General features: G+C 58.7%; 18 protein-coding genes. 2 read left to right on the forward strand and 16 right to left on the reverse strand.

Annotated elements, in window-relative coordinates:
• Positions 1 to 26: 26 nt before the first annotated feature.
• The 5 genes from HMPREF9163_RS08445 to HMPREF9163_RS08465 all read right to left on the reverse strand — a co-directional run bounded on the left by HMPREF9163_RS08445 (position 27) and on the right by HMPREF9163_RS08465 (position 9,461).
• A complete protein-coding gene (locus tag HMPREF9163_RS08445; protein ID WP_009441321.1) occupies positions 27 to 5,966 on the reverse strand; it encodes an autotransporter beta-domain protein in 5,940 nt (1,979 codons plus the stop codon).
• 128 nt (positions 5,967 to 6,094) lie between these two features.
• Positions 6,095 to 6,838, reverse strand: coding sequence for a tRNA1(Val) (adenine(37)-N6)-methyltransferase (locus tag HMPREF9163_RS08450; protein ID WP_009441322.1), 744 nt, complete (start codon positions 6,836 to 6,838; stop codon positions 6,095 to 6,097).
• Positions 6,831 to 7,922, reverse strand: coding sequence for a stage 0 sporulation family protein (locus tag HMPREF9163_RS08455; protein WP_009441323.1), 1,092 nt, complete (start codon positions 7,920 to 7,922; stop codon positions 6,831 to 6,833). Before HMPREF9163_RS08455 ends, HMPREF9163_RS08450 begins: the two co-directional genes overlap by 8 nt.
• Before the next feature lie 28 nt (positions 7,923 to 7,950).
• The gene (gene holB, locus HMPREF9163_RS08460; protein WP_009441325.1) at positions 7,951 to 9,006 is read right to left on the reverse strand and encodes a DNA polymerase III subunit delta'; all 1,056 of its coding nucleotides are present in this window, start codon (positions 9,004 to 9,006) and stop codon (positions 7,951 to 7,953) included.
• Positions 9,006 to 9,461, reverse strand: coding sequence for a YaaR family protein (locus HMPREF9163_RS08465; protein ID WP_037346700.1), 456 nt, complete (start codon positions 9,459 to 9,461; stop codon positions 9,006 to 9,008). The genes holB and HMPREF9163_RS08465 overlap by 1 nt, the downstream gene beginning before the upstream one ends.
• A gap of 156 nt (positions 9,462 to 9,617) precedes the next feature.
• Between HMPREF9163_RS08465 and HMPREF9163_RS08470 the strand changes: the two genes are divergently transcribed.
• On the forward strand, positions 9,618 to 10,343 hold the full coding sequence (locus HMPREF9163_RS08470; protein WP_009441327.1) for a flagellar brake protein: 726 nt from the start codon (positions 9,618 to 9,620) through the stop codon (positions 10,341 to 10,343).
• 49 nt (positions 10,344 to 10,392) lie between these two features.
• On the opposite strand, the gene HMPREF9163_RS08475 is transcribed toward HMPREF9163_RS08470, so the two are convergent.
• From HMPREF9163_RS08475 to HMPREF9163_RS12745, 11 genes are all read right to left on the reverse strand, one after another.
• A complete protein-coding gene (locus HMPREF9163_RS08475; RefSeq protein ID WP_009441328.1) occupies positions 10,393 to 10,878 on the reverse strand; it encodes a YbjN domain-containing protein in 486 nt (161 codons plus the stop codon).
• A 58-nt stretch (positions 10,879 to 10,936) separates the two neighbouring features.
• Positions 10,937 to 11,464: a YbjN domain-containing protein gene (locus HMPREF9163_RS08480; RefSeq protein WP_009441329.1), complete on the reverse strand. Its 528-nt coding sequence runs from the start codon at positions 11,462 to 11,464 to the stop codon at positions 10,937 to 10,939.
• Between the two features lie 46 nt (positions 11,465 to 11,510).
• Positions 11,511 to 12,818: an SH3 domain-containing protein gene (locus HMPREF9163_RS08485; RefSeq protein ID WP_009441330.1), complete on the reverse strand. Its 1,308-nt coding sequence runs from the start codon at positions 12,816 to 12,818 to the stop codon at positions 11,511 to 11,513.
• The gene (locus HMPREF9163_RS08490; protein ID WP_009441331.1) at positions 12,811 to 13,716 is read right to left on the reverse strand and encodes a hypothetical protein; all 906 of its coding nucleotides are present in this window, start codon (positions 13,714 to 13,716) and stop codon (positions 12,811 to 12,813) included. The genes HMPREF9163_RS08485 and HMPREF9163_RS08490 overlap by 8 nt, the downstream gene beginning before the upstream one ends.
• A gap of 112 nt (positions 13,717 to 13,828) precedes the next feature.
• Positions 13,829 to 14,476: a hypothetical protein gene (locus HMPREF9163_RS08495; protein ID WP_009441332.1), complete on the reverse strand. Its 648-nt coding sequence runs from the start codon at positions 14,474 to 14,476 to the stop codon at positions 13,829 to 13,831.
• Between the two features lie 85 nt (positions 14,477 to 14,561).
• Entirely contained in the window at positions 14,562 to 15,509 is a 948-nt protein-coding gene (metA, locus tag HMPREF9163_RS08500; protein ID WP_009441333.1) for a homoserine O-succinyltransferase, read from the reverse strand.
• 54 nt (positions 15,510 to 15,563) lie between these two features.
• A complete protein-coding gene (locus HMPREF9163_RS08505; RefSeq protein WP_009441334.1) occupies positions 15,564 to 16,454 on the reverse strand; it encodes a hypothetical protein in 891 nt (296 codons plus the stop codon).
• Positions 16,455 to 16,470: 16 nt separating this feature from the next.
• Positions 16,471 to 17,322: a histidinol-phosphatase gene (locus tag HMPREF9163_RS08510; RefSeq protein ID WP_009441335.1), complete on the reverse strand. Its 852-nt coding sequence runs from the start codon at positions 17,320 to 17,322 to the stop codon at positions 16,471 to 16,473.
• Positions 17,323 to 17,330: 8 nt separating this feature from the next.
• Positions 17,331 to 18,134, reverse strand: a complete 804-nt coding sequence (locus HMPREF9163_RS08515) for a Cof-type HAD-IIB family hydrolase (protein WP_009441336.1) — start codon at positions 18,132 to 18,134, stop codon at positions 17,331 to 17,333.
• Between the two features lie 131 nt (positions 18,135 to 18,265).
• Complete coding sequence (locus HMPREF9163_RS12740; RefSeq protein ID WP_009441337.1) at positions 18,266 to 18,802, reverse strand: hypothetical protein; 537 nt, start codon at positions 18,800 to 18,802, stop codon at positions 18,266 to 18,268.
• Complete coding sequence (locus HMPREF9163_RS12745) at positions 18,799 to 19,125, reverse strand: Gfo/Idh/MocA family protein (protein ID WP_369796102.1); 327 nt, start codon at positions 19,123 to 19,125, stop codon at positions 18,799 to 18,801. The genes HMPREF9163_RS12740 and HMPREF9163_RS12745 overlap by 4 nt, the downstream gene beginning before the upstream one ends.
• Positions 19,126 to 19,238: 113 nt before the next feature.
• Between HMPREF9163_RS12745 and HMPREF9163_RS08525 the strand changes: the two genes are divergently transcribed.
• Entirely contained in the window at positions 19,239 to 20,006 is a 768-nt protein-coding gene (locus HMPREF9163_RS08525) for a MurR/RpiR family transcriptional regulator (RefSeq protein ID WP_037346707.1), read from the forward strand.
• Positions 20,007 to 20,087 lie beyond the last annotated feature (81 nt).

Below are 20,087 nucleotides of genomic sequence, written 5' to 3' on the forward strand. Positions count from 1 at the left end.
TACGGGGAAGGCTTGGGGAAATGTTTTTAGAATGCCCACGCGATGTTGAATCCGCCCGTGATACCCTTGCGCTTGCCCTTGAAGCCCGTGAGGTTCAGACCGTAGCTGACGGTGCTGTCCACGGGAGCGTAGCGATACCCGAGTTCGAGGAGCGTGGTGCTGCCCTTGAGGCTCGTGCTCGGCAGGTTATAGCCCTGATAGGATGCTGTGCCCTTGCCGTCGAACTCGTACTCCCACGCGAGCCCTGCGTAGAATTCGCCGTCCATGTCGTTCTTCATGGTAAAGCGTGTGCCGAAGCGGATACGGCTCGAGGTGGATGCGCCGAAGTCATACGGCTCGCCGGTCGAAAGGGTTGCGCTCGCGCCCGCCTGATGCGCGTAGAAATACTTGGCATAGGTATCGATCTTGTTGCCATTGATGAGTTCGCGCTTCTGTCCGACCCCAATGTGACCGGCGAAGTAGCTGCTCGACAGATCGTAGCTGGTGCCCTTCGCGCCGATGGTGCCGCTGTAATCGCTCTTTGCACGACCAATGCGCAGACTGCCCTCAAGATAGGTGCCGCTCTCGCTCTCCGTCTTTGCCATGACACCGATACCGAGATAGCTCGTTTTCCCATCGCCGTGTGTGCCGTCGTCGAGGTAAGAGTCGTACGAACCACGCCCGTATTCGATGAACGGCCCAAATGTGACCGAGCGGTCGAGGAGTTCGTTGCGGCGTGCATAGCCGACGTTGAGATTCCAGCCCTTCGTATCAACGTAGGAGCCGGACTTGAGACGCATACTGCCGAAGCTCTGCGCCGCAAACATCTGATAGCTGCCGAGGGTGGAGAGTGGAGCGGAGGCAGCAGCAGAGTTCTTCTCGCTGCTGGCATACGGGGTGTCCACGATATCCGCGATCTGGGTCGCCGCCGCCTCGGCTGCGGGGATGCCGATATCGGTGAGGAGGTCGGAACCGCTTGCGAGGAAGGCAATTGCCGCTGCCTGTGTCTCGACGAGGGATTTCGTCTCGTCCTTCACCTTGATATTCGTGACGTGTGCAAAGAGCTCGTTTTTCGTGCCCGTCGATGCCGTACCACGCGTATTCAGTGTGTACTCATAGTCGAGGGTAACGCCCTTCGTCGTCTGATAGGTCGTATTCGAGAGGTTGCTTGCTGTCACGATGTTCTGAGCGTCGGGCAGTCTGACGAGGCTGATGTCATCGCCCACGCCGATCGGCGCATATCCGCCATCCAGCTCCATGGTGATCGTGCTGCCGCTGATGTCCTTGTTCTTTGCCTGTGTCGTGGTCAGCATGGATTTCGAGAGGTCGGCTTTCGGGGAGAGGTAGAAATTGATGTTCTGGAAATCCTCGAAATACCCGACCTTTGCCCCCATGTCATAGACGTTCAGTATGTTCCCATCCTTGACCGCTGCCGATGCGCCGCTCGTGAGCTGACCGCCGTAGACGATGCCGCCGATCTCGGTGCCGCGCAGTGTGATGGTATTGTTCTTTGCGTCCTTGCCGTGACCACCTACGACATCACCGCCGATGTGAACGGAGTAAAGGTCGACGCTGTTGTTCTGTGCATCGTCACTGGTCGACCAGCCACCATAGACAGAGCCCGAGACCGAGCCGCCCGACATGGTGACATAGTTGCTGTCCGCCTTTACCTTGCTCTCGCTCTTGGCACCGTAGATGTTGCCGGTCAGCGCACCGCGCGTGAGGATAACCCCGTTGCCGCTCATTGTACTCGATCCGCCGCCGGATCCACTGCCGCCCGAGCTGCCTGAGCTGCTCGAGGTGCTCGTGTTCGCTGCGTATGCACCGTAGACATCGCGGATCTTGAGTGCATTTGCACTGTCAATCGTGAGCATATTGTTCTTCAGGCTTCCAGAGGTGCCCGTGGTGACACCTGCTGCGGCGTAGTTGTCAATGCCGCTTGCGTGTACGCCCGCAATATGGAGCTTGTTGTTCTCCACATCGTGATTCATCGCGGAGATGCCCGTGAACACCCTGCTGTCTGCCGCCGATGCGTTGGTGCTGTCATAGCTGCGGTCGCCGTCGCGCAGACGGTTGAAGGTCAACAGGAGGTCGGAGCCCTGCGTCTGATCATTCTCCGTATGCAGGTAGACCTCATAGTTCGTATTCGCATACTTGGACGTACGATCCTGGTTCTTCGCATAGTTCGAGAATGTCATCTGTCCGTTGCTCTCGATGAGCTTTACAGAATGCGAGCCCGTCCACGTCGGGTTCAGGTGGAATTTGCTGACATCTTCTGTGATATTCGCCATGTCAACCGCACCGCCAAGACCGCCCGTCTGCTCAATCTTGAGCATGGTATGGTCGATGAGCGTGTCGTTGTGAAGGACGAACTTGAAGGTGTCGAAGTTTTTCACCTGCTGCACGGAGATACCGCCCGCCTGTACGACGAGCGTGTTGCCCGTGCCTGCGCCGCTATCGTTCGCACCATAGATATTTCCTGCGATAGTCGCACCGTAGCTGCCATCGTCCGCACCAAGCGTGAGCGTATTGCCCTTCGCCTGTCCCGCAGTTGCAGCATAGCCCGCATAGATATTGCCCGACACGGTACCGCCCGTGACGTAGACGTTGTTGCCGCTGACCTCGCCCGTGCCCGCAGAGTAGCCGCCGTAGAGCGTGCCCGCCTTGCCGCCCGACATACGCAGGACGTTGTTCTCAACCTTGCCGCTATTGGCAGCCTCGTGGATATAGCCGCCGTAACCCGCTGTCACCTGGTAGGCTCTGCCCGTCGACTTGATCTCAAGCGTATTCCCCCGCGTGCCGCCGGAGCCGCCGGATGTCCCCATCGTCTTTGCGCCGTATGCCATGATATCACGGCTGAGTGGTTTGTCAATCGTGAGGATATTATGCTCGGTCGTATGTCCCCCGTAGGAGCGCCCCGCGAACCAGTCCGTATCGGTGCTCGTTGCATCGTATGCGACGTTGCCGTTCTGGAAACGGTTATAGTCCAACAGAACGCGTCTGCCCGTCGTCGTGCCGGTGGGAGCCTCGGTGCCGTCGGAACGCACGAGGCGCAATGCGTATTCGTAGTCGCTGTGTGTCGGAGAGATCAGCCACGCCGCCGTCGGGGTGTAGCTTTGGAATTTCAGAGCGTAGTCGTCATCGCCCTCAAGGAGGGTAACACGCCCTGCGATCTGCTTCGCCGACATATTCTGAAGGTTGATCTTGACATTCGAGAAGTTCACGGGCGTGGTTCCCGAATACTGGTTCTCGAAACCGTTGTGATCGGTCACCTTCAGCATCGTCGCGTTCTTGTCGACCTTGTCCGTGAGGCAGAAGTTATAGTTCGTGAAGTTGTGAACACCTTTGACGGTAATGTTCTGCCCCTTGACGTTCAGCGTGTTGCCGGATCGCTCCGTTCGTCCGCCATAAATCGTCGCCTGCGTTAGATTTGCCCCATAGGAGCCGTCATCCGCGCCGAGATTGATCTCATTGTTCATCTCAACCGTCGTGTTTGTCCCGTTGGCGTAGCCGCCGTAGACATTGCCGCGCAGAGTGCCGTCGGGACGCGTACCGCCCGTGAGCGTACCGCCCGTAATGGTGACGGTATTGCCGCCGGAGGTCGTCGTAGTTCCAGTGCTGCCAGAGCCGGAGGGTTGCGCTGCATAGGTCACGCCGCCATAGATGTCGCCGACGATTTCGCCGCCCTTGACCGTGACCGTATTGCCCGTAACAGAGCCCGCCTTCGTGCTCGTTGAGGTGTTCTCACCGCCGACGACGTTGTCATCCACCCTGCCATCCTCGATGGTAACACGATTCCCTGTCACAGCACCCGTGCCATTCGCCGTTGCGCCGTAGACATCATGCACAGCACCGCCCTTAACGGTGACGCTGTTCGCGGTAAGGCTCGCATTGCCATTTGCCGCTGCGCCGTATGCCGTTTCAGAGACCTTTGCGGTACCCGAGATCTCGACGGAGTTGTTCGATGCCGTGCCGGTGCCCGCAGCAGTTCCGTAACCAGTCAGATATGCACCGTAAATCTTGTGCGCGGAGCCGCCGCTGATCTTGACATGGTTATCGTTGACCAGCTGAACATGTGCGTTGGTCGAGCTGCCTGCGCCGAAGAGCTCACCGAATACACCGTAGACGGTAGCCTGAATGTCGCCCTCGGTGATCGTGACCGTATTCTGCTCAGCTTTGCGGTCCACGCTGTTATCGCCGCGAATCGCGCCGCCCTTGACCTCTCCACGCACAACGGGATAGACCGTGGTGCGCGAGGCATTTGCTCCGCCGTTAATCGCAACACTGTTCGAGCTGACGGTGGTTGTGCCGTAGCCACCCGTGATGCGATTGACCGTTCCCTTGTTGACAGTTACCGTATTGTTTGTGACCGTGCCCGTCCCCGTGTGGGCAATGTTATCCCCCGAGGTCAGGTCGGTCGACTGACCGCCGAAGATGTCGCCCGTCACCATGCCGTCTTCGACTGTGACATCATTGTGATCAACCAGTCCCGTCCCCGTTGCAACACCGCCAAAGAGATTTTCGATCGTGCCGGAGTTCAGCGTCAGCTTGTTCCGCACGGCATCCGCACCCGTGGAGGTGTAGCCGCCGTAGCCCGAAACGAGACCCGTCGCATTGTTGAGTACGAGGGTATTGTCCTGGACGACCTTTTTATTGCCGGTCTGTCCGCCGAGGTTTTCCCAGATGGAATAGCCGCCGTAGATCGTATTCCGTCCACTGAGTGCGCCCGTATGCGTATGGTTCGCGTTCTGGTAACGATGGAGCTCTGCGTCAACGTAGTTGCGCGTCGTCGAGGTCGCCGTATCCGTCTGCGTGCGCAGCTTGATGCGGTACTCGTAGTCGCCGCTCCAATCCGTCGTACCGGGCGATGTATAGCCCGAGAATCTCAGATTCGATGTGCGATTGATCGCTGTGTTGCCGTCAGCCATCAGCGTGACCGTGCCGACATCGCCGAAGTAGTCCTGCACCCTCTTTCCCTGTGCATTGACCCCCTTGCCGCTCCAACCTGTCGCGTCGACTTTGATGTCCTCCCACGCAACCGTGCGCCCGAATGCGTCGTTGTTGTGGGTGAGCGTGAGCATGGTGTTGCCCGCTGCAACCCCCGTGTTCAGATAGAATTCGTACGTGTGGAAGTTTTGCGCGGAGTTTGCCGTAATGCCCTTGGTCTGCACAATCAGGTGGTTGTTCCGAATGGCATCGAGGCTGCCGCCCGAAACGCCCGTGGAGTTGCTGCCGCCGTAGAGAGACGCATTGCTGAGGTTCGGTGTGGCACTCCCGTTCACATCGCCGAGGATGACGCGGTTGCCCGTCGTTCCGCCGACCCTATTCTCAGCATAGCCGCCGTAGACCTTGCCCACGACCGTGCCATTTGCTATCGTAACCGTGTTGTTGATGGCAGAGGTCTTTCCCATGCCGCCCGCAATCGCAATTCCATCCGTTGCGGTTCCGGTGCTGATCCCTGCAGTCACCGTGCCGCCCGCGAGTTCCACCCCGCCGTTCGTCACGCCGCCTGCAAGTGAGCGCGCACCAATCACGGCGCCCGTGACCGTGCCGCCGTTCATCTTTACGACATTTGGATTTGTCTGCGATGCGCCCGAGGTCTGCGCGATGTTGGCGCCAATGCCGCCGTACGCATTGCCCGTGAGACTGATACTGTTGATGACGAGGGTATTGCCCGTCACAGCACTCGTAGTGGATGTTATGCCGCCCGCAGAGACCGTGCCATTCACGACGGGGATATTGCCCGCATTAAGCACGCCGATGGTGAGCGTATTATCCGTCACAGAGCCGTTCATCAGATTCGTGCCGACAATATCGGTGTACGGATTTACCGTCGTCCCGGCGCCGCTGATTCCCGACTGCGTCCCGCTCGTCCCGACCGAGGCGTTCTCTGCCGCGTACGCCGTAGGCGCAGCTGCAAACGCGCCGCCGACGGCAAGGGCCACAAATGCGGCAAGCTGCCGCTTTGCTTTCATTCCTTTGAGCATTACTCTCTCCCCTTCACAATACGTTGGAAAGAATCCATCCTTGCAGCGCATTGCGCCGCATTCCTCAGCTATTAAATTTTCTCATCTATCTATTATATTACGCTCATCCGCAAACGTCAATCGTAAGTTCACATCTCCTGACCGTAAATTCGGCAAATCTCATCCGTATACTTCCCATCCCCGTCGCGCACGATAAGTGCAGGTTCATGGCGCATTCCCGTGAGTGCCGCGCCCTTGACCGCCTCGATGAGCATGAGGTTCGGTTCTTTGTCCGCACGCGGCTGTACCATGCGCAGGCGTTTGACGGCGAGCCCCTCCGCATGGAGTGCGAGGACGATCTCGCCGAGGCGCTCGGGCAAATGCACCATTGCAAGGCGCCCGCCGTGCTTCAGTGCATACGATGCGGCACGCACGGTATCGGCGAGGGTTGCCGTGATCTCGTGCCGTGCCGCTGCGCGTGCGCCCACGCTGAGAGCTCCGCTTGTCACGGGGCGGTACGGCGGATTGCTGAATACGAGGTCATATTCTCCGCACGCAAAAAGAGCGGGAGGGTCGCGATAGTCGCCCTCCCGCACGGTTATTTTGTCTGTGAGATGGTTCAGCCGTACGTTCCGCACAGCCAGCTCCGCCTGCACGGGATTCAGTTCCACTGCCGTGATCTCCCGCGCCCTGTCCGCAATGAGCAGAGGGATCACGCCCGTCCCCGTGCCGAGGTCGAGCACGCGCTCGCGCCCGGTCATCTGCGGGAAATGCGCGAGCAGGACAGCATCCATGGAGAAACAGAATTCATCCGTGCGCTGGATGATCTGCCGTCCGCCCATGCAGAGATCGTCAAGCCGCTCCTTCGGACGCAGCTGCACCATCTCACTCATGGATCTCATCACCCTGCTGCGGGCGCGGCGCACGACGCGGCTGACGCCGATTGCCCTGCGGACGGCGGCGCTCGTCTGCATTCTTCGCGGAACGCTCTGTGCGCTCTCCTGGCTCTCTCCGCTCGCTGCGTTCCCCGCGCTCGCGCAGTTTTGCCCCTGCGGGACGCTCACGACGTTCGCGGCCTTCGCGCGGCATACGCCCCTCACGCGGGGGACGCTGCCGCCCCTCGCGCGGCACATGAGTACGCGGTGTCCCGTCCTCCCCCTCGACGCGGGCAATGTCCTCCCATGCAGCGATCACTGTTTTCCCGTCGTCCATGAGGATGGTCGCCGTACGCCGCTGTTCGCTGACGGCGACAACGCGCCCCTCACCGTCCTCCGCGATGACGCGATCGTTCTGCGCGGGGGTATACTCCGCCTTTTTCACACGCATGCAGCCGCCGCAGCCATAGCCGTCGCTCTCGTATTTCAGACAGCACATGAGCCGCCCGCAGATGCCCGAGATCTTCGTCGGGTTGAGCGAGAGGTTCTGCTCCTTTGCCATGCGGATGGAAACGGGCACGAAATCACCGAGGAAGGTCGCGCAGCACAGAGGCCGCCCGCAGCAGCCCATGCCGCCCATCATCTTCGCCTCGTCACGCACGCCGATCTGGCGCAGCTCAATGCGCGTGCGGAAGACACCTGCGAGCTCGCGTACGAGCTGGCGGAAGTCAACGCGCCCATCCGCCGTAAAGTAGAAGAGCATCTTCGAGAGGTCAAAGGTGAGCTCGACATCGACGAGCTTCATCTTGAGGCCGAGTTCCCGTATCTTCTCCTCGCAGACCGTACGTGCCTCACGCTCGCGCGCGCGGTTCTCATCAATGCGGGCGAGATCCGAGGCATCCGCGATGCGGTGCACTATGCGCAAATTCGGCGGAACAGATTCGTCCGGCACCTCGCGCGGGGCGATGACGACCTTGCCGCACTCCATGCCGCGTGCCGTCTCAACGATGACGTGATCGCCCTCGGCAATCGTCAGCTGTCCCTGCCCGAATGAATATATCTTGCCCGCTGCCTTGAAGCGGACACCTACAATCGTTTGCAAAACTTCCTCCGGAATCTATATCAACAACTCATGTGAATTGTTTTCGTGCACGTAATAAAAATGCCTCTGCCTGCAGTGCAGGGTTCACGTTCGCAGCAAAGCGCCGTGATAGCTGCCGCGTCCCGTCTATCAGTGCAAAGATGTCGGCATTCGTCATGTGGGTAAGGAGTGCAGCGAGCTCCTCCCGTCGATCCACGTGACAGAGTGCATCGCTCCCGCCGTCCTCATGCAGGATGAGGAGGTCGCGCAGCGCCATCTGCATATAGGAGAGCCACGACGTACGCTCTACATGTGAGCGTGCACCGAGCGCCTCCGCACGCGCCCAGATGTCCTCGATACCGAGGTCGGGCAGATGTGTAAGGAGGTCGATGGCATCGTCCCGCAGGGAGAGCCCCTCCTCGGCGAGTGCATACGCCCGCCCGAGGCTGCCGTCTGCGAGGGCGGCAATCGCCGCTGCATGCTCTGTCCCGCGTGCCCTGAGCTCTGCCTCGATCTCGCCGCGCGGCAATGCGCCGAACGCAATGCGCACGGCACGCGAGCGGATGGTCGGCAGGATGGCATCATATGCATTCGTTATGAGGATGAAGAGCACCGCACCCGCCGGCTCCTCAAGTGTCTTGAGGAGCCGATTTGCCGCCGCCTCATTCATGCGATCAGCGCCGTCAATGAGGATGATCCGCCGATCTGCGCTGACCGGCGCGCCTGACGCCGCGATGAGGATGTCTCGTACGGCGTCCGTGCGGATCATCGCTGCACTCTTGCCGCGCGCTTCGGGTGCAACCTCGAAGTAGTCGGGATGGACACCCGCCGCCATCGTACGGCATGCCTCGCAGTGCCCGCATGGCGCATCACCCGCAGTCTCACAGAGCAGCGTTCGCACGAGCACGTGCGCCGTGCGTCGCTTGCCAACGCCCTCGATGCCGCAAAAGAGAAGTGCATGGGGCAGGCGCTTTGCAGCCGCAAGCGCGCGCAGACGGGAGATGATCTCCGCATGACCGCGGATGTCTGTCCAGTCCGCAGGGAACGCCTCGTGTACCTCTTCACTTGCGGGCGCCGCAGACGCAGTCGTCTTCGTCCGCGCCATCACATATAGAGATCGATGAGGAGGCCTCTGATGGCATCATGACTCGCGATGATATCGAGCTGATCTGCCTGTCCGAGGCGGATTTTCTCTGCCATCTCCTCCAGCTTCTTATCGATCTTGCGCACGGAGGTGTATACCTTCTGCCGCCCAAGGCGATCCCAGCCTGCCTGCGTATGCAGTTCATACATACTGCCAACTGCCTCACCGATGAAATTCTGGATGAGAGAGCGATAGGAGCGCAGCTCGTCAAACGTCGGCGACTTTGAGAGGCGTGCGCCCTGCTCATCGATCTGCTCGAGAAGGCGATCCATCGCCTCGCGCGACATGGCTGACTCCTGATCCGCCAGTTCCATACTAAAGTCCGTCGCTGCGCCGCGCACGCCCACATCCGTCTCTGCACGCGGCATTGTGAGCGATGTACTCCGCGCAATGCTGCTGTCTATCTTCATCGCCATTGCGTCCACCAATCCCTTTTCAAGATGAGTCAATTTACCCATTGTTCATTATAGCCCGAACAAAGGGCAAAGTCAAAGAGGTAAATTGACTTTGCCGCCATACTTTGTTATCCTTATCTAACAAAAAGAATTAATTGTGGAAAGGGTTTGAATACTATGATTGAGGGCGAAAAACTCGCTGCACTGCTGAAGCACGGGGCTGCGATTCACATCATCGAACCAGATACCGAGATTGACTACTACGGTGCCCTCGAGCTCAGCGATGAGGAGCAGGCAGCGGGAAGGCCTGCAGGAGCACTCGCCGTGCGCTTGGATGTCCCCGTGGGAAAATTTGTCAACACACCCGAGCCCGGCCGTGTTTTTCAATGCCATCTCACAGGCTCCGGCTGCGTCTATCACTTCGACGTTCCCTATCGCTCCGCCTCGCCGCTGCCCGATACGATCTGGTACATGGCACTGCCGGAGAGCGCCGAGCGCATTCAGCTGCGCGATTTCGTCCGCGTACCGATTCCAATGTCCATCGAGGCGAAGCTGCCCGGCAATCACGGCAGCCTCAAGGACTACCGCGAGGTCGCCCTGATCGACATCAGCGGCGGGGGGCTTTGTTTCGTGCACGACGAGCCGCTGATTATGGACGCACCGATCTCCGTACGCGTACCCGAGCTGCCACGCATCGGCACGCTCGAAACGGAGGGCACGATCCGCCGGGCAACTCCCATTGAGACGAATCTCGGCATGACATACCACATCGGCGTCATGTTCGGCGACACGCTCGGCACGCGCGAGCGCGAGCGCCTTGTCCAGAGCATCTATCAGCTGCAGCAGAGCTATCTGCGCAAGGGGCTGAAGATCCCCCAGATCGACCATACAAAGAGAAGCTGACATGAGAAAGGAGCTGCACTGTCGTGCAGCTCCTTTCTCGTATCAAAAACTATGCCCAGCGCAGCTTCATCATCTCGGGATAGACCTCCTCGAGCACCTGCAGGCCGACACCGACCATCGCCATGAAGCTGTCCGCCTGAAACACGCCGACGTGCAGATCGAGCGGCAGATCGATGTCCACGACGACATCCCGCTCATCATCGACCACAAATTTTACGTAGCGATACTGACTGTTCCAATCGTTGAGCTTCTCATGGAATGCCTTTGGATCGGCTCCCTCCTCCAGGCGCACGAGCCCGAAGTACTTGATCTTGATAAAATCGTTCGTGTCACCGTTCTCCGTGACAACAATCGCAATGCTCACAACACTGCCGTTGTCGAGCTGCTGACGCATGCGGATGATGTGATCCTCTCCGTCCTCGGTCACATCCTCGCCATATTTCATATCCTGCTTGTCAAGTTCCGCCTTGATTGCTTCAAATGCGCTGTTCTTGAGCCCTTCTTCGCTTCCGCTGAAGCCGTCAAAAAGTCCCATACAGTTCCTCCGTTCAACTTGCGTATTTTAGGATTTCCTGATAAATTCAGTGATTCCTTTATTCCTGCGGACGCGGCTTATGTCCGCGCGTGCAGAGCTCCATCAAATCATCATAGACCTTCTCCACGATACGCATGCCGACGCCCATCATCGCCATGACGCTATCCGGCTGGAACTTTCCCTTGTGAAGGTCGAGCGGCAGGTCGATATCTACGACGACATCCTGATCGCGGTCAAGGCAGAGCTTCACATAGCGGAACTCACCATTCCACCCATTGATCTTGGAAAGCAACTCTGCGCGCTGGTCCGCATCCTCCAGATAGGCGATGTCATAGAGTTTGATCTTGATAAAGCCGTCCGCATCATCCATCTGATCGTACAACTCGCGCACGACGATGACCGCCGTGATGGCCTCGTCGTTCTCGAGTTCATTCCTCATGTAGAAATATGTTTCCTGGCGATCTTCCTCACTCTCATCACTGATCTCGTAGTTCCAGTCGTTGCGATCCAGTTCTTCCTTGATCGCATCCTTGATTCCCATTACGGCGGTCTTTTCACCGCCTTTGAATCCATCAAAGAGTCCCATTTGTCCCCTCCATATCTGCCCTCTGCTGAGGGCAATGTCCCCATGTTTATGGCGCCGGAGCAATGAAACCGACCGCGTCAAGCGTATCGATTGCAGCAGTGCCGCGTGCATTTTGAAAATCAAGCGTTGAGACGACGACCTGTCTGATATATTTCTTTTCGCCGTCTTCGTAGTAGCTGCTGATGTCATGAATCACGAGCGGTCTGCCCCCCGCATCCCGTCCGAGATAGAGCATGACGTGGCCGGGACGAAAGAGGAGTGCGCCCGGCGGCACATCTGCAAGCAGTGCATAGCGCTCTGCCGCAGATAATCCGGCAAGAGGCAGAAGCGAACAGGCACGCTTCTGCATATCCGTATCGCGCGGGAGATCCAGTCCCATCGCGCGATAGATGTTCTGTACGTAGGATGAGCAGTCCATCCCCCCGTTTGCCCCGCCCCAGCCATACTCTGTATAGAGGGGTGCGAATGCGAGGCGCATGAGATTGTTGCGGGTGAGCGGCAGACGCCCCACAGCGAGGCGTCCGTCCTCGGGTACGCGTACCTCCCGCACGGCGAGCTGACCCCCAGCATCCCGCACGGGCAGGAGAAGACGATCTGTCCCATCCGCCGCCCGTCGCCCCGGGATCTTTGCCCCGAGCTGATAGAGCCGCCCATCAATCGAGAGCTGCGCTGCCGTCACGGTGAAGAACTCCTCCGGTGCAGCAAAGCCGCGCCATGTCTTCCAATCTGTCGCAGCAAGCGCGTGCACATCAACCCAGCCGCGATAATCGCGCGTCTCGACAAAGGCAAAGCGCGCATCCTGCGAGCGGTGGAGCACGAGGACTGCCTCCCCGGGATCGAGCACCGTCCCCTGTAGCTCGTCATAGCGCAGATCATCGGGGGACTCAAACCATCCTTCATCCGTCGGCAGGAGTCGCACATCGGCACGACGTACAGCGACGGCAGGATGTGCAGTCACAGTCGCGCCAATACCCTCAATGGCACGATTGTCGCATACTGCCTGCCACTGTTCTGTGCGGAGGAGCTGCCCCTCTGCGTAGAGATCCGGCAGGGCACGATCTGTTCCCTGTGCAGCCTCACGAATCTGTGCGCGTACCGTTTCTCCCGCGCGCGTCTCTGCCGTATTGATGAGGTCATGCACAAAATCCTTCGCCGCAAGACGACGCGCATACGCCTCTCTCTCCTCCCCACGGAGAAGCGGTGCATCGCCATCCGCACGCAGCCAGTAGTCAGCAGTTGCTGCCGCTCCCTGAACGGGCAGCGCCGCATGTGCAGGAACCACCATCAAGAGGAGGATCAGAACTGCACCGAGAACGCCTGCCCACAGGCGTCCCCGCAGAGCGTATTCAGGCACCCTGCTCTCCGTTGAGCTCGCTGAGCCCCCAAGCGAAAAATGCCTCCATGCCGAGGAAGGCGAATTTGTTGTCCGTTACCGCCTCGCCGAACTCCTCCATTGTGCCAATGGCAAAGGAGCCTGCATGCCGCCCCGGTGCGCGTGTAGGGAGATCGCCTCGCGCCCCGCGCTCGAAGAACGCCTTTGTGTCGTTGTTGACGGCGACAAGCTCGTTCAGGAAGTTGCGCGCCATCTTCATTTTGCCGAGGCGGTAGAAGAGCATCGCAAGCGGCAGATACATCATCGCCACGCCCTCTTCGTAGCGCTGATACAGCTTGATCGCGGCATCGCCCTCCTCGATCGCCGCATAGATGAACATGAGCTGGTAACGGCGTCCGAGCGCATCGTGCTCCGAGAGGCGGAGCATCTCCTCGCACTCCTTCGCTGCAAGACGGAGCTTGCGTGCCGCGAGGAGCGCCTCGAGATAGGAGAGCCGCAGGAACATATAGGGCTTTGTCGCTGGCATCGACCAGAACTTTCCGATGTTCTCCTCGGCGAAAAGTCCCTGCTCCTTTAGGCGCTCAGTCGCCTTGCGCGTCAGATCCTCGTAGTGGTGAACCCGGTCGTCGGCATTCTTGGCGAGGTACTCGATCTCCATGCAGGCAGCGGTGATGTTGTCCGGTTCCTCCCGCAGGGCGCGCTTGATGATGCGGTAGCGTTCCTCCCCCGTCTTCTTGCGCGCGCGTGCAATCAGCTCGTCCGCAGTGAGCGTCTTCACCTCACGCGGCAGATTCGGATTCTCACGCAGTCGCTGGCTGAGCTCCGATACGATCTCAGTCATGCGTTCGACACTGACCTTGCCACCTTCAGCCTTTACCATGCGGTTCAGTTCAAGCTGCATCCATTCCTTATCTGTCATGCGGTGTCCCTTCCTTTGCTGGTAGTTCCTAGCCCTATTATACCTTGTTTTTTGGGAAAAAGCTACAAAAAAGAACTGCCTTCGCGCGTATTGCAGGACGGCAGTCCCTTTGCTATTTTTTATTCTTCTTTTTTTCTTTCTTATCCTTCTTCGCGGGCTTTTCAGGGGTATTGTCGGCGGGTTCCGCGAGCTTTTCCTTCTTTTTCTCCAGCGCTGCACGATCCGCATCGCTTAGAATGCCGCGCGAGCGTCGGATCATCTCCTCCTGATGCCCGACGGCGTAGTTGATGATGGCGTCAAAGAATTTCTTCTCGACATCCTTATTCGAGAGGGACGAGAGCGTAATATCCTTCGTATTCTCCTCGCGGGAAAGCGTCCCCCAATTGCTGTCCAGATCCTCATGTGCCGTCACATGCACAACGCCCGCGCGCAGGTCGATCAGGAGGTACTCTGCCGCACCTGTAAGGTCGCTGTAGCCGTTCAGTGGCAGCATGCGCCAGCGGCGCTTGGACACCACGTCCTGAATCTGGATGCTGTCATAGATGCGGAGCGTCGGCACTACAATCTTCGTGAGGTCGATGTAGCCATGCGCATCCGAGGCGTACTGAATCTGTTCTTTGTTAAAGTAATAGCCTTGCCGCGCCGTCGACTGCACCCATTCATAAATGTTCTTCGGTATTTCCTCCGCTGCAGACGCGGGACGGGTGCCCATGAACAGGGCGGCACAGACGAGGAGTGCCGCTCCCCATTTTTTTTGCACGTATCATCGCTCCCATCAAAAACTGTTTTCAACAACTCCCTATGCTAGTCCAAAAAACTGAATTTTTGCTGAACATGAAGCCCGCTTAAAGCCCCGAGTGGTACTCCCAGTCATCCGCATTGTCGAGGCTGTCGAGCTCATATGGCGTGCCCTGATAGACGTAGTAGTTCAGCCAGTTTGCGAAGAGGAGGTGCGCGACGCTGCGCCAACGCACGACGGGCGCGCGGTTGGGGTCATCCTCTGGGTAGTAGTTGCACGGGATGTCGGGATCGATTCCCGCCGCGAGATCGCGGTCGTACTCCGCCTTGAGCGTCATAGGATCGTACTCGGCGTGTCCCGTGATGAAGAACTGGCGGCGGCGCAGATTCGCAATGATGTAGACACCCGCATCGCCCTCGGAGAGGATCGTAAGCTCCGGCACGCGCTCAATGTCCGCACGCAGGGTCTCCGTATGGCGCGAATGCGGCACATAGAACAGATCGTCAAAGCCGCGCAGGAGCGGCTCATGCTGCACGCAGAGACGATGCTCGAAGACACCGAAGATCTTCTTCTCCGTCCAGTGCTTGGGGATGTCGTAGTGATAATAGAGCCCCGCCTGCGCACCCCAGCAGATATGGAATGTGGAGTAGGCGTGTTTACGGCTCCACTGCATGATCTCGGCGACCTCGTCCCAGTATGCGACGCGCTCGAACGGCAGCTGCTCAATCGGCGCGCCTGTGATGATAAAGCCGTCGTATTTCTTATGCCGCACCTCTGCAAAGGTGCCGTAGAACTCCGTGAGATATTCGCGCGAGGTATGCGACGGGACGTAGGACTCCGTGTAGATAAAGTCCACCTCTACCTGTAGCGGCGTATTGCCGAGGAGTCGCAAGAGTTGCGTCTCAGTCACGTCCTTGATCGGCATGAGGTTCAGAATGAGGATGCGCAGCGGACGGATATCCTGACCATACGCGCGTGCCGCATTCATGACGAAGACGTTCTCCCCCTCGAGCACGTTCGTCGCAGGCAGATTGTTTGGTATCTTAATCGGCATTGTTTCCCGTTTCCCTTCCCTATGAAAGTGCAGAGCTATTCCGCATTTCCAAAATCAACGCACCTGATAGCGGTTGACCCATGTACTGTAGCCGTCTGCATAGGCGCGTAGGCGAATGAGACCACGCCCCTCGGGCGCCTCGCGCACAATCATGCGGTAGGCACCCTCATAGCCGTCATCAAGGGGTTGCCAGCCATCCGATGGCGACCAGTAGCGCCCCGTGACGATGCGCTCCGTGCCCTGCGGCAGGTTTACCGCACGCTTGTCGAACTTGATCTCGACAGCCTTGCCGTTGGCATCGCGCACCTCCGTCCACGCCCAGAAGATGAGATTGTCCCCCGTGCGGCGCATCGTCGAGGTGTCTGCCGTCACCTGCGTCTTGATCCCGGAGGCCGTCTCATCTGTCCACAGGAGAATCCAGCGGTCATCGGCGCGCAGACGAGCCATCTCGCCCTGACGGAAAACGATGTCGATAATCGCGGCATAGAACTCCTCATCGAACTGCTGTGAGTTCATCTCCTTCTCGGTTCCCATTCCCTTCGACCAGAGGACGTTGCCCGCCGCATCGTAGAATGTCTCACCGACGTATTGCAGGAGACGCGTTTGCGGTACGACACGCACCTGCGCGATCGCATAGGAAAGCTGACTCGGACTCGTGATCACATGTCCGATCTTATAGTTGCGAATCGTCTCCTCCGCACCCTCGTAGCTGAACGATGTCCGGATGTCCGCCGTGATCTCCGTCGCCACCGTCTGCTTTTTCCCCGCAGGCATGACGCTCTGCGTCACACGAACAGATGCCGGCGCGTAGAATTTCGAATACTTGTCATTCGAGCTCAGCCACGTCCATGCCCGCCCGTCATCGGCGAACGCCGCAGGGCACAGCAGCAGCAAAAAGAGCAGGGATAGAAGCACCCCTGTTCCATATCGTATCGTTGTGCTCATCTCATACGCTCCTCTCTCATGCGAGCGCGACGCTCTCCCGCGCGCGTCCGCCCGTGAACCGTATTTGCTCGGCGTAGCCGAAGGAGCGTGCGTACTGCACTGCCTCCTCGTTGTAGCGCGCACAGTCCTCGGGCTTATGCGCGTCCGAGGTTGTGATGATCGGCAGATCGTATTCCTTCGCCGTGCGCATAAAGTCCGGGTACGGTGAGAACTCCTCCACGGGATAGCGGTAGTACGTCCCGGTGTTGAGGTCGACAATCATATTGGCGCCCTTCATCGCCGCTGCGACGCGTTCCAGATACGGTGTCACGTCGAAATTGGGGAAGTGGCGGTAGAGCCTGATGTTGAACGGGTGCCCGAGCGCATCGTAGAGCCCGGACGCCGCGAGTTTTTCCACTTCCTCCGTATACCATTCGTAGATTTCTTCGAGCGGATGATTGTCCCACTCCGCTTTGATTGTCCCCGTATCATATGCCCATCCGCGCAGGAAATGCACAGAGCCGATGACGTAGTCAAACGGATAGGCGCGGAGGATCTTCGCTACGGCCTCCTGATCCTGAAAGTTGCAGACCTCGATGCCTGCGAGCACCTTGTGCTTTTTGCGGAGCTTTTCAATAAACGCAAAATATTCGTCGATCGTGTACTTGAACTTGTTCGACTTCAGCCATTTGCGCTGAAAACTGCCCACGAACGAATCGTCCAAGATGAGATCGTCATAGTAGAGCTGCTCGAACTCCGGGAATGTGTGCGAATGCTCCGAGAAGCCAATCTCATAGACGCCCCGCTCCGCTGCCACGCGGAAGAAGCCCTCCGCATAATCCTCGTCATAGGAGCCATACTCCAGATGCATATGATAGTCAAAGCGCATGATATACCTCAGTCAAACTCGCCCGCGAGAATGCGTTCGCAGACCGCCATCACACCGTCTGCACTGTTGCTCGGCGCCATGTGACGCGCGCGTTCCTTCACCGCGGGAATGGCATTCTCCATCGCAAAGCTGTGCGTCACCGCATCCATCAGCTCGAGATCGTTCTCATAGTCACCGAACGCGGCGCACTCATCGGGCGCAATGCCGAGGCGCGCCTGAATCTGCCGCGCGGCGACGCCCTTGCTCACGCCGAGATTGTAGAGATCGACCCACTCCGTACTCGAGAGCGAGACCTGCAGTCGATCCGCGTATGCCTGCATGACGGGAAGAATCGTCTCCTCGGCGTGCCCCGTGAAATCACAGAACGACATCTTGATCGGCAGATCGTCCATAGAGGCAAAGTCCTCCACCACCGCCGACTGCGACACATATTTCGCCAGCTCCGCGCGGAACTCCGGCGCATCATCGGCACTGTGGAGATAGCCCTGCTTCTTCCCACAGAGCACGGAGCGCACGCCCCCGATCTGCTCACCCGTACGCATGACATCGAGCGCAAGCGCGCGATCCACGGGGCTCGAGAAGAGCTCGCGGTCATGCTCCATCACCATTGTTCCGTTCTCCGCCACGAAGATCAGCTCATCCCGCCATGCGGCAAAGGTCTGCACGAGGGAGGCGTATTGCCGACCCGACGCTGGCGCAAAGCGGATGCCGCGCTCCTTCAGCCGCTCATACATGGCGCCGAAGCCTGCGGGCAGCTTTCCGTTTTCATCGAGCAGCGTCCCGTCCATATCCGAAAAAATCAGCCGTATCATCTCGTCACCTTTTCTTTGTATACAACGCTTTCATTATAACAAAGAATCATTTTCCCCGCAATCAAAAGACGCCTGCAAAAAGAGCCGTCATCGGACGCATATGCCCAACAACGACTCTCTGCCCTCCTCCTCTACTCCTCCTCGGGATATTTCATGCCCCACGACTGACGAATCTCCGTCATCAGATCCATCACATCGATTGTATAGCCGAGCTGCATATCGTCGTGCTCGCCCGCGACCGCCGCCTCCATATCGCGTACCTCATAGACGAGTGCATCCACCGTACTGCCCTCACGGATCTCCTCCGTGCGTCCGTCCGCCGTCCATGTGATGCGCGCGCTCTCCCCACGCGGGTACTCGAACATCTCCACATAGCCGTTTTCGAATGCGATTGTTCCGCGCTTGGGCTGCTTGGCATGCAGGGAGAGCGTGATTGCCGCCATCTCCTCTTCTTTATTTTTCAGTAGGATGGATGCCTGCTCATCGACACCCGTCGGCGCAAACTTCACCTGAGAGAGCACCTCCGTCGGCTGTGACGAGAGGAAGTATCGGACGAAGGAGAGCGCGTACACACCGATGTCGAGCAGCGCTCCGCCCGCAAGGCTGCGGCTGAAGAAGCGATTCTTCATATCGTATTCTTTGAAGCTGCCGAAGTTCATCTGTATCATGCGCAGCGGCCCGAGCGAACCGCCCGCGATGATCTCGCGCAGAGGACGTGCTTGCCCGCAGAGAGCGCAGGGATCAGATAGTCGATATGCGTATTGTGCGGTGTCGAGATGTAGATGATGTCCACATCCTCATCCGCGAACACGTCCTCCATCTGCTCATACACCTTCGGAATGCCATACTGCGCGGCAAATTCCACCGTCTTCGCGTGCGTCCGATTGCCCACGGCGTACAGCCCGCCCCCGAGCTTTTGGAGCGCCTCTGCGAGCTGATGCCCAATCACGCCGCAGCCAAGCGATGCCCAACGATATCTGACGTTTGACATAAAATCCCCTCCTTGCCGATTCATTCGACACGAAGGGGATTTTTCCTGTTATGTGCGACGCATTTCAATCCTCCGAATATGTGCTATAATGGGGAAAAAGGGCGGAGGGAAAGATCATGCTCACGGAACGAATCAACGCACATCTGCGCGAGCTCAGCGAGGCGGATCGCTGCATCTGGCGCTATATCGAGGGCAACCGCACAGCGGCGAGCCGTGCCTCCATTCACGAGCTGGCGCGCGCGTGCGCCGTCTCAAGCGCGTCCGTCGTGCGCTTCGCGCAGAAGCTCGGCTTCGACGGTTTCGGCGAGATGAAGGCGATCATGCGCATGGAGAGCTCGGAGAGCGCCATGCCCGCGCACGATGTGAGAGCCGCGCTCGGCAGCTTCTACGACCAGACGTGGCGCGAGCTCATGCGGCGTGACTACACGGGGGCGAGCCGCCTCATCCGCGAGGCGCACCGCGTCTTTGCCTATGCCTCGGGCTATGTGCAGACGAATGTCATGCAGGAGATGAAACGACTCTTTGTCTACGACAATATCTTCATCTACGAGATTGCGGGGCGCGAGGAGTTCTACTCTGTCTATCAGGCAGCGGGTCCCGACGATCTCTTCATCTTCGTTTCGCTCTCGGGCGAATCTGAGCGCGTCGTGGAGTTCGCCGAAAAGCTGAACCTCAAGGGCGTCCCCATCCTCTCGATCACCCAGATGTGGCACAACGCACTCGCGAGCCGCTCGACGGAAAACCTCTACGTCACGCCCGCCGAGTTCGGACTGCCCGAGAACGAGGCGCGCCTGCAGTTCAAATCCATGCTCGCCTACTTCCTCCTCCTCGAGATCTGGTATGTGAACTACAGACTCTATGTGCAGGAGCGGGAGGAGTAGCGTGGAGAAGGATCCCCCTAAGCGAACCCTAGTGGAGCAAACGGAGCAAAGCGTGCGACCCGCCCCCTGCGGATTTCTTTC

It is taken from the genome of Selenomonas sp. oral taxon 138 str. F0429 (assembly GCF_000318175.2).
GTDB lineage: Bacteria > Bacillota > Negativicutes > Selenomonadales > Selenomonadaceae > Centipeda > Centipeda timonae.